Annotated in this window: 9 protein-coding genes and 1 pseudogene; 1 reads left to right on the forward strand and 9 read right to left on the reverse strand. The window is 70.8% G+C overall.

Features of this window, described 5'->3' with window-relative positions; all coding sequences use genetic code 11:
- From IH13_RS0115450 to rpsD, 7 genes and pseudogenes are all read right to left on the reverse strand, one after another.
- A pseudogene (locus tag IH13_RS0115450) lies at positions 1-275 on the reverse strand (shikimate dehydrogenase); the annotation flags it as partial.
- Entirely contained in the window at positions 262-2,097 is a 1,836-nt protein-coding gene (mltG, locus tag IH13_RS0115455) for an endolytic transglycosylase MltG (protein ID WP_031084790.1), read from the reverse strand. The gene mltG and the pseudogene IH13_RS0115450, both read right to left, overlap by 14 nt.
- Before the next feature lie 100 nt (positions 2,098-2,197).
- On the reverse strand, positions 2,198-2,677 hold the full coding sequence (gene ruvX, locus IH13_RS0115460) for a Holliday junction resolvase RuvX (protein WP_031084792.1): 480 nt from the start codon (positions 2,675-2,677) through the stop codon (positions 2,198-2,200).
- Between the two features lie 8 nt (positions 2,678-2,685).
- Positions 2,686-5,355, reverse strand: coding sequence for an alanine--tRNA ligase (gene alaS, locus IH13_RS0115465; RefSeq protein ID WP_031084794.1), 2,670 nt, complete (start codon positions 5,353-5,355; stop codon positions 2,686-2,688).
- Positions 5,355-5,702, reverse strand: coding sequence for a DUF6167 family protein (locus IH13_RS0115470; protein ID WP_031084796.1), 348 nt, complete (start codon positions 5,700-5,702; stop codon positions 5,355-5,357). Before IH13_RS0115470 ends, alaS begins: the two co-directional genes overlap by 1 nt.
- A 1-nt stretch (position 5,703) precedes the next feature.
- Complete coding sequence (locus IH13_RS0115475) at positions 5,704-6,144, reverse strand: DUF948 domain-containing protein (RefSeq protein ID WP_031084797.1); 441 nt, start codon at positions 6,142-6,144, stop codon at positions 5,704-5,706.
- 289 nt (positions 6,145-6,433) lie between these two features.
- Complete coding sequence (gene rpsD, locus IH13_RS0115480; RefSeq protein WP_031084799.1) at positions 6,434-7,048, reverse strand: 30S ribosomal protein S4; 615 nt, start codon at positions 7,046-7,048, stop codon at positions 6,434-6,436.
- 188 nt (positions 7,049-7,236) lie between these two features.
- Between rpsD and IH13_RS0115485 the strand changes: the two genes are divergently transcribed.
- Entirely contained in the window at positions 7,237-7,941 is a 705-nt protein-coding gene (locus IH13_RS0115485; RefSeq protein ID WP_031084801.1) for a DUF2470 domain-containing protein, read from the forward strand.
- Between the two features lie 20 nt (positions 7,942-7,961).
- Here the strand turns inward: IH13_RS0115485 and IH13_RS0115490 are convergent, their stop codons facing one another.
- Positions 7,962-9,335 (reverse strand): replication-associated recombination protein A, encoded by a 1,374-nt coding sequence (locus IH13_RS0115490; protein WP_031084802.1) that lies wholly within the window; start codon positions 9,333-9,335, stop codon positions 7,962-7,964.
- Between the two features lie 43 nt (positions 9,336-9,378).
- Complete coding sequence (locus IH13_RS0115495) at positions 9,379-10,014, reverse strand: vitamin K epoxide reductase family protein (protein ID WP_031084804.1); 636 nt, start codon at positions 10,012-10,014, stop codon at positions 9,379-9,381.
- Positions 10,015-10,338 lie beyond the last annotated feature (324 nt).

A 10,338-nucleotide genomic window follows, 5' to 3' on the forward strand; every position in this document is an offset into this window, starting at 1 on the left:
TTGACGGCCTCGACGGAGGCGGCGGTCCCGCTGATCCCGTCCAGCAGCGGGATGACCGCCCGCTTGAGCGGCATGGTGAGGGAGAGCCCCGCCCAGGAGGGGTCCAGGCCCTCGACGAAGCCGGGGAGCGCGTCCTCGTCCACGTCGAAGCGGTCGTACGACCACGTGTCGAGGCCGAGTTCGGCGTAGGCGGCCCGGTGCAGGACCGGGGAGAGGGAATGGGCGATGGGCGAGCCGAGGACGGCGGCGCGACGATGCCCTTCAGCCGAGGCCATGCATTTCCTTGAATTTCGCGTTGAGCTCTTCGTGTTCGGCCACCGTCTTGGTGAAGTCGGTCTTCTTCCCGTCGAGCGAGATGAAGAACATCCACCCGTCATCGGTGGGATTGAGCGCGGCCCTCAGGGCGTCGTCACCAGGATTGCTGATGGGCCCCGGAGGCAGACCCGTGTGGTAATACGTGTTGTACGGGTCGTTGTTGGTGCGGATCTCCTTCGAGGTGATCTTGATTTCGCTCTGCTTCTTCAAGTAGTTGAAAGCGGAGTCGAATTCGAGCTTGCGGTTGGTGACTGTGTTATCCGGCTTCAGCCGGTTGTAGACGACCTCGGCCATCTTCCGGAAGTCGTCGTGCGTGAGGCCCTCCGCCTGCACCAGGCTCGCCACGGTGATCACCTGCCACGGACCGTCCAGGTCGTACTTCTTGGCGGCCTCTTCCAGGTCCAGCTTGTTGTACTCCGCGTTGGCCCGGCCGACCATCTTCTTGAGGACGGCCTCGGGTTTCGTCCCCTTGGCGACGGCATAGGTGGCCGGGTAGAGGAAGCCTTCCAGCGGATCCTTCATGACCGGGTCGTTGTCCGCCCAGTCGGGGAGTCCGAGGCTGCCCGCATTCGTCTTCGCGACCTCCGCGGTCGTGCCCTCCTTGAGGCCCAGCTGTTCGTCGATGGCCGCGTACACGGTCTCGTTCCGCTGGCCCGGGCGGACCATCAGGCCGTTCTGGCTCTTGGGGTCCAGCATCAGTTCGACGGCGCTCTTCGCCGACATCTCCTTCTTCAGGAGATAGACGCCCGCCTGCAGGGACTTCCCCTTGGGATTCCCGTTCTGCGCCGAGATGAAGGCGTCCGCCGATTTCACGACGCCGGCCTTCTTCAGGATGTTCGCGATCTCGTTCCCGAGCGCGCCCTCGGGGACCTCCACCTCGACCGAGCCGGATCCGCTGCCCTCGTAGTCCGGGGCCGCGCCGAACTGGTTCTGGTAGTAGGAGTAACCGAGGTAGGTCACCCCGCCCAGGCCGCCGACGAGGACGACCGCGACGCCGAGACAGGCACAGCCGTTGCGGCTCTTCTTCTTGCCCTTGCCGCGGCGCTCGCCACCGCCCCGGCGGGAAGCGCGCGAGCCGTCCTCGTACGCGTCCTGGTCCTCGTCGTCATCGGCCCGGCGCGGCCGGGTTCCGGTGCGCGCCGCCCGGTCGTCGGCCGGTTCGTCCGTGCCCGTGAAGAAGGGGTGCGTCTCCTCCTGAGGGGCGTCCGGGTCCCAGTCCGGGTCCTGGCGCTCGGGCTCCGGCTCCGGTTCCCGCTGCTGGTCCCGGTGGCCGGGGGGCTGCGGCGGGGGGTAGGCCTCGGGGGTGCCGTAGTGGTCGGGCTGTTCGCCGTAGCCGCCCTGGCCGGTGTCGTACGAGGCCGTCTGGGGGTCGTACGGCATGGTGGCCTGCCCGCCGGCGTCCCAGCCGCCGTCGTACTGCGGCTGGGACTGAGGCTGCCGGACGTACGAGTCCTGGGGGGCCCCGTAGTACTGCTGCTGTTGTTGCTGGTGCTGTTGGGCGTACGGGTCCTGCTGAGGCTGCTGCGCGTACGGGTCCTGCGGATTCCCGTAGTACTGCTGCTGGGCGTACGGGTCCTGCTGAGGCTGCTGGGCGTACGGGTCCTGCGGGTAGCCCTGCTGGGCGTACGGGTCCTGCGCGTAGGGCTGCTGCTGGCCTTCGTACTGGCCCTGGCCCTGACCGTGGCCCTGGGCAGCCTGCTGGCCGCCCCAGCCCTGGTCCCCGTACAACGGGTCCTCAGGGTGCCACGGTTCGGAGCCGGGACCCCGGCCGTACTCAGTCATCGATCCCCTAGAGCCGCGAGACGACGTTCCGTCTCTTCGCTTAGCTGTGCGGTGTCTGTTCGAACACCGGCGCATCGCGCGGAACGTTACCGTATCGCGATCAGGCAACCACTTCGACGCCCTCACCAGGGGCCGCGCCTGACGCCCGTTCGGACTCCAGAGCGTTCTGAAGGATCACGACAGCGGCGGCCTGGTCGATGACGGAACGGCCCTTCTTGGACGTCACGCCCGAGGCGCGCAGCCCCTGACTGGCCGTCACCGTGGTCATCCTCTCGTCCACGAGGCGCACCGGGACCGGCGCGATCGCCCGGGCGAGCACCTGGGCGAAGGCACGGACCTTGACGGCGGCGGGTCCTTCGCCGCCGCCCAGCGACCGGGGCAGGCCGACGACGACCTCGATCGGCTCGTGCTCGTACTCCTCGACGATCCGGCCGAGCCGCCGGTGGGCGGCCGGGACGTCACGTCCCGGCACGGTCTCCACCGGCGTGGCGAGGATCCCGTCGGGGTCGCACGAGGCGACCCCGATCCGGGCGTCCCCGACGTCGATCGCCAGTCGGCGTCCGCGGCGCATCTGTGTCATCTCCGCCGTCACGCCGTCTCGGTGACGAGGCGCTCGACGGCGGCGACGGCGTCCCCGATGGCGTCCGGGTTCTGGCCGCCGCCCTGGGCGACGTCCGGCTTGCCGCCGCCTCCGCCGCCGAGGGTCTTGGCGGCGGTACGGACGAGGTCACCGGCCTTGAGGCCGCGTTCGCGGGCGGCCTCGTTGGTGGCGATGACCGTCAGCGGGCGGCCGTTGGCCGTGGTGAACAGGGCCACGACGGCCGGCCGGCCACCCTGGATACGGCCCCGCACGTCGAGGACCAGCTTGCGCAGGTCGTCGGCGGAGGTGCCGTCCGGCACCTGTCCGGTGACCAGGGCGACGCCCCGTACGTCCCTGGCGGACTCCACGAGCCCGGCGGCGGCCTGGAGCACCTTCTCCGCGCGGAACTTCTCGATCTCCTTCTCGGCGTCCTTCAGCTTGCCGAGCATGCCGGAGATCTTCTCGGGGAGCTCCTCGGGCCGGCCCTTGAGCAGCTCCTGGAGCTGGGCGACGACCGTGTGCTCCTTGGCGAGGAAGCTGTACGCGTCGACGCCGACCAGGGCCTCGATGCGGCGCACCCCGGAACCGATGGACGACTCGCCGAGCAGCTTCACCAGGCCCAGCTGGGCGGTGTTGTGGACGTGCGTGCCGCCGCACAGCTCCTTGGAGAAGTCGCCGATGGTCACGACGCGGACCCGCTCGCCGTACTTCTCGCCGAACTCGGCGATGGCGCCCTGCTTCTTCGCGTCGTCGATGGACATGACCTCGGCCTGGACGTCGAGCTCCCGGGCGAGGACCTCGTTGATCTTCTGCTCGACGTCGGTGAGGACCGTGCCGGGGACGGCGGCGGGCGAACCGAAGTCGAAGCGGAAGCGGCCCGGCGAGTTCTCCGAGCCGGCCTGGGCGGCCGTCGGGCCCAGCGCGTCGCGCAGCGCCTGGTGGGTGAGGTGGGTGGCGCTGTGGGCGCGGGCGATGGCGCGGCGGCGGGTGACGTCGATGGCGGCGTAGGCGGAGGAGCCGACCGTCACCTCGCCGACCTGCACCGAGCCCTTGTGGACCGTGACGCCCGGCACGGGCTGCTGTACGTCGCGGACCTCGATGACGGCACCGGTGTCGAGCCGGATACGGCCCTGGTCGGCGAGCTGGCCGCCGCCCTCGGCGTAGAAGGGGGTGCGGTCCAGGACGACCTCGACCTCGTCGCCCTCGGTGGCGGCCGGCGAGGGCACGCCGTCGACGAGCAGGCCGACGACGGTCGACTCGCCCTGGGTGGAGGTGTAGCCGGTGAACTCGGTGACGCCGGAGTCGTCGGCGACGGCACGGTAGGCGGAGAGGTCGGCGTGGCCGGTCTTCTTGGCCTTGGCGTCGGCCTTGGCGCGCTCCCGCTGCTCCTTCATCAGGCGGCGGAAGCCGTCCTCGTCCACCGAGAGGCCCTGTTCGGCGGCCATCTCCAGCGTGAGGTCGATCGGGAAGCCCCAGGTGTCGTGGAGCAGGAACGCCTTGTCGCCGGCGAGGACCTTGCCGCCGGCGGCCTTGGTCTCGGTGACGGCGGTGTCGAGGATGTTGGTGCCGCCCTTGAGGGCCTTGAGGAAGGCGGCCTCCTCGGCGAGGGCGACGGTCTCGACGCGCTTGCGGTCGGTGATCAGCTCCGGGTACTGCTGCCCCATCGTGTCGATCACCACGTCGACCAGGTCCTTGACGACCTGCCCGGTGGCGCCCAGCAGCCGCATGTTGCGGATGGCGCGGCGCATGATGCGGCGCAGCACGTAGCCGCGGCCCTCGTTGCCGGGGGTGACGCCGTCGCCGATGAGCATCACCGACGTGCGGATGTGGTCGGCGACGACGCGCAGCGAGACGTCGGAGGCGTGCTCGGCGCCGTAGCGGACGCCGGTCAGCTCGGTGGCCTTGTCCATGACGACGCGCAGGGTGTCGGTCTCGTACATGTTCTGCACGCCCTGCAGGATCATGGCGAGGCGTTCGAGGCCGAGACCGGTGTCGATGTTCTTCGACGGCAGGTCGCCGAGGATCGGGAAGTCGTCCTTGCCCTCGCCGGCTCCGCGCTCGTACTGCATGAAGACCAGGTTCCAGATCTCCACGTAGCGCTCGTCGTTGACGGCCGGTCCGCCCTCGACGCCGAACTCGGGGCCGCGGTCGTAGTTGATCTCGGAGCACGGGCCGCAGGGGCCGGGGACGCCCATGGACCAGAAGTTGTCCTTCTTGCCCAGGCGCTGGATGCGCTCGGCGGGGACGCCGACCTTCTCGCGCCAGATCTTCTCGGCCTCGTCGTCGTCGAGGTAGACGGTGATCCACAGGCGCTCGGGGTCGAGGCCGAAGCCGCCGTCCGCCACGGGGCTGGTGAGAGCCTCCCAGGCGTACGTGATGGCGCCTTCCTTGAAGTAGTCCCCGAAGGAGAAGTTGCCGCACATCTGGAAGAACGTGCCGTGCCGGGTGGTCTTGCCGACCTCTTCGATGTCCGGTGTACGCACGCACTTCTGCACGCTGGTGACGCGCGGGGCGGGCGGCTTGACCTCGCCGAGGAAGTACGGCTTGAAGGGGACCATGCCCGCGGGGACCAGCAGCAGAGTCGGGTCGTCCGCGATGAGCGACGCCGAAGGCACGGCGGTGTGACCGCGCTCCTCGAAGAAGCTCAGCCAGCGGCGGCGAATTTCAGCCGACTCCATCAGTGGTCCTCATTCCGGTTGTCCGAGTTGCAGGGGAGGGTGCGGTGGACGGTGACGCGGTCCGGGCGGCCGGGCGCCTCGACGGCGATGTGGCGGCTCACGGGGAGTTCGGGGTCGACGGGAGCGTCGAGTCCCAGCGCCCCGCCCAGTTCGGCCTCCCGCCGGACCATGCCCTCGCGCACGTCGAGGGCGAAGTCCTTCAGCCGGTGGCCCGCGTCGATCGCCTTGTCCGCGGCCTGGGCCGCGAGGCTCTCGGGGGTGAGCTGCCTGATCTTGCGGTTGACCTTGGTGGTGGCCCAGACCCCGGCGGCTGCGCCGGCGGTGAACCAGAACGTACGGCGGAACATGTCAGTCCTTCTGTCCGCGGGGGCTTCGGCCGTTCCGCTTCGCGCGGGCGGACGGCACGGTACGGCCGACGACCACCGTGCGGCGGGGGGTCCGCCGGTCCGGCTCGGGCTCGGTCCGGCGGCCGAGGGCCTGCCGTACGCCGTAGCCGAACGCGGCGACCTTCACGAGCGGTCCGCCGAAGGTGGACGCGACGGTGGTGGAGAGCGCGGAGGCGTTGGAGGTGACCTCCTGGACGTCGCTCGCGATGGCGTCCACCTTGTCGAGCTGGGTCTGCGCGGAGCGCAGCGTCGCGGAGGCGTCGGCGAGCAGCGGCACTGCCTGCTCGGTCACGTCCGCCACCAGCGCGGTGGTCGCCTTGAGCGTCTGGGCCAGCCTCACCAGCACCACGGCGAGGAAGGACACCAGGATCGCCCAGAAGACCGCCACCAGGATCCCGGCCACCTCTCCACCGGACACAAGGGCACCGCTCTCTGTTCGTCCCACACCCGGACGGGTCTCCGTCCACGGCCTGCTTCGGTCGGGCCCGCGTGTACCGCCACCGCGGCCGATCGTCGTCCCTTGAGCCTATCGCGCCGGGCGTGACCCCCCGTACCGCATGACCGGCGGGCCGCCCTCGGCCCGAGCGTGCTCGGGGGAGGGCGCGGACACGCCCCGGGAGGCGCGAAGGCCCGCCGCCTCCCGGGATGACAGGGAGGGGCGGGCCCGAGCTGTGACGGTGACTACGCCTGGATCAGCGGGCGTAGTACTCGACGACGAGCTGCTCGTCGCAGATGACCGGGATTTCCTTGCGGTTCGGGTCACGGTCCAGGCGGAAGGCCAGGGCCTTCAGGTTCACCTGGAGGTAGCGCGGCGTCTCGCCCTCGGTGTCGTAACCACCCTCGCGGGCCACCTGGAAGGGGACCTTGGAGCGGCTGCGCTCGCGGACCTGCACGACGTCGTCGGGGCGCACGCGGAAGGACGGCTTGTCGACCTTGCCGCCGTTGACCTCGATGTGGCCGTGGACGACCATCTGACGGGCCTGGTAGATGGTGCGGGCGATGCCCGACCGGAGGACCAGGGCGTCGAGGCGGCGCTCGAGCTCGACGACCAGCGCCTCGCCCGTCTTGCCCTCGGCCTTACGGGCGCGGTCGTAGGCGCGCGCCATCTGGCGCTCGCTGATGTCGTACTGGGCGCGCAGACGCTGCTTCTCGAGCAGACGGACCTTGTAGTCCGAGTTCTGCTTGCGGCCACGGCCGTGCTCGCCCGGCGGGTACGGACGGGCTTCGAAGTACTTGACGGCCTTCGGCGTCAGGGCGATGCCGAGAGCACGCGACTTCTTGACCTTGGGACGCGACTGGTTAGGCACGTTCTCCAGACCTCCGTTGTAGGTTAGGTTAGGCTTACCTTACTCAAGGAGATCGCATGTCTCGCCCTGGGAACACCACTCACGTCACGGACAGCACAGACAGCGACGGCGCACACGAAGGCGCCGTAACGACGGAAGGCCGATCTGATCGTGGTCAGCCGCGTCCCAGCGGGCTAGAAACCACCCGGCTGCCGTCAGCAGCCGAGCGCACACGAACTCTCGTACAGAGTACCTGCTCGTCGGTGCTGCTCGTACCAGGGCTGGACGGGGTCCATCCGGTACAGCTGATGCCGGACACCCGGGCGGTGGGTCCGGAGGGGGATCTGTTCCTCGGCTTCCCGGCCGGCTCCCCCCTCGTACGGGCCGCCACCCACGCCCAGGGCGACGAGCTGACCGCCGTGCTGGAGATCACGGACGTGGCCCCCGTCTCCGTCCCGCACCGGATCCGCGGCCGGGCCCGGATCGGCGGGTGGCTCACCGCCGTGCCCCCACTCGCGGGTCCGGGGCGGACGACGCTCCGGCTGGAGTTCGGCGAGGCGTCCGTCGACGACCTGTGGGGAGCGGAGTCGGTGGAACCGGAGGACTTCCGGGACGCCGTCGCGGACCCGCTCGTCGCCCACGAGGCCGAACTGCTCCAGCATCTGCACGCGGCCCACGGCGAGCAGATGGACTCGCTGTCCGCGCTGCTCGGCGAGCGGAGGTCCGCCGGGCGCCCCGCGGCGGAGGGGCCCCGTGCCGTCCCCGTCGCGCTGGACCGCTTCGGCCTGCGGGTCCGGTTCGTGGAGGGCGGCTCGGCCTGTTTCGACGCCCGCTTCGAATTCCCCGACCCCGTCCGCGACATCGGCGGGCTGCGCCGCGCGATGCACGCCCTCTTCGAGGCCGCCGCCTGCTGAGCACCGGGCGCCCACGGGCGTCACGAGGGTGCCGTGCCGCCCGGTCCACCGCGGCCGAGCCGCTCGCGGACCCGGTCCGCCACGTCCGCGTACCGTGCCTCGGCCCCGTACCGCGTGGGCTCGTAGTACCTCCTGCCGCGGACGGCTTCGGGGGCGTACTCCTGGGCGGCGATGCCTCCGGGCACGTCGTGCGGGTAGATGTAGCCCTGGGCGTGGCCGAGCTTGGCGGCGCCCTGGTAGTGGCCGTCGCGCAGATGGGCCGGGACCGGGCCGGCGAGGCCCCTGCGCACGTCCTCCCGGGCGGCGGAGATCGCCAGCGTCGCGGCGTTGGACTTGGGTGCCAGCGCCAGCGCGATGGTGGCGTGGCTGAGGGTGAGCGCGGCCTCCGGGAAACCGATCATCGCGACGGCCTGGGCCGCCGCCACCGCGGTGGGCAGGGCCGTCGGGTCGGCGAGGCCGATGTCCTCGCTGGCGGAGATCATCAGCCGCCGGGCGATGAACCGCGGGTCCTCCCCCGCCTCGATCATCCGGGCCAGGTAGTGCAGGGCCGCGTCCACGTCGGAGCCGCGGATCGACTTGATCAGGGCGCTCGCCACGTCGTAGTGCTGGTCGCCGTCCCGGTCGTACGTCACGGCGGCGCGGTCGACGGTCTCCTCCAGCGTCTCCAGCGTGATCTCCGGCTCGTGCTTGGCGAGCGCCGCTCCCGCGGCGGCCTCCAGCGCGGTGAGCGCACGCCTCGCGTCGCCGCCCGCGATCCGCAGCAGATGCGCCTCGGCGTCCTCGGGCAGGGTGACGGCGCCGGTCAGCCCGCGCTCCTCGGACACGGCCCGGCGCAGCAGCGCGCGCAGGTCGTCGTCGGTGAGCGGCTCCAGGGTCAGCAGCAGGGAGCGCGACAGCAGCGGGGAGATGACCGAGAAGTACGGGTTCTCGGTGGTGGCGGCGATCAGCGTCACCCAGCGGTTCTCCACGGCGGGGAGCAGGGAGTCCTGCTGGGCCTTGGAGAAGCGGTGGATCTCGTCGAGGAAGAGGACGGTCTCCTTGCCGAAGCCGCCGGTGGCGCGGCGCGCGCCCTCGATGACGGCCCGGACCTCCTTGACGCCCGCGGTGATCGCGGAGAGCTCGACGAAACGCTTGTTCGTGGCCTTGCTGACCACGTACGCCAGGGTCGTCTTGCCGGTGCCGGGCGGTCCCCAGAGGATCACCGACGAGGGGCCCGCCGGTCCCCCGCCGGCCTCGCCGACGAGGCGGCGCAGCGGTGAGCCCGGCTTGAGCAGATGCTGCTGGCCCATGACCTCGTCGAGCGTGCGCGGACGCATCCGGACAGCGAGGGGGCTGCTGGACGGGTCCTTCTCCTGGCGGTCTTCGGCTGCTGCGGTAAAGAGGTCGGGCTCCACGCAAGAAGCCTATGCCACCCCACTGACAGAGCCTCCGGCCCCGTCAGCTGGTCCAGAAGTCCCACCAGCGGGTCAGGATCAGCATGCCGATGATCCCGATCCAGAGCACCGGCGGCACCCAGTGGAACTCGGCGAGGCCGTTCCTCAGCCAGGCGGGGGCGGGCAGGATGCCGTGCTTGACGTTGTGGGCGGTGACGTAGCAGAACATCACGATCGTGGCGACCCAGGCCAGGCAGCACCAGAGGCAGAGGGAGTTGATGTTGTACAGGGACTGGTACTGGAGCCAGGTGCAGAACCCGACACCGAACAGGGTGCCCGCGTTGAGGCCGAGCCAGTACCAGGCGCGGAAGCGGGCGCCCGCCAGGAGCGCCATGCCGATGCCGATGACCACCGAGTAGGTGGCGATGCCCAGCATCGGGTTGGGGAAGCCGAAGGCGGAGGCCTGCTCGCTCTTCATGATGTTGCCGCAGGCGACCACCGGGTTCAGGCTGCAGCCCGGGGTGAAGCCCGGGTCCTCGAGGAGCTTGAACTTGTCGATGGTGATCACCCAGGCGGCGAGCAGACCGGCCGCCCCCGTGATCACCAGCAGCAGCGCGAACGCACGACCGCTGCCGAAGGTCCTCGTCCCGCTGTCCTCGTCCTGGCGGGAGGAGGAGTGGTCTACCGCTGCCATCGTCATATCGCCGTTCCATCACTGAGTAGCCGGCCGGGCAGGGCCATTGTGCCGCACCGCGGACGCGCTCATCAGTTCGACGGCTATATCGGTGTTCCCCTGCGAGACCCCCGGCGGGGCCCCCGGGAGACGTCCGCCGGCGTGACGGAACGCGCGGCCGACGTACCGGGAGGGGCGGGGGGCGCCGCCCCGATCCGGACGCCCCGGGCGGGCCGGGCCTGCGGACCGGCCGGGGAAGAGGGGGCCGGGCCCGTCCGTCCGGCCGGGTACCGGGGAGCACCCCCGCGGAGGTACGGCGGGGGGCGCGACGCATGCCCCGACGGGGGACCC

The organism is Streptomyces sp. NRRL WC-3549 (assembly GCF_000721935.1).
GTDB lineage: Bacteria > Actinomycetota > Actinomycetes > Streptomycetales > Streptomycetaceae > Streptomyces.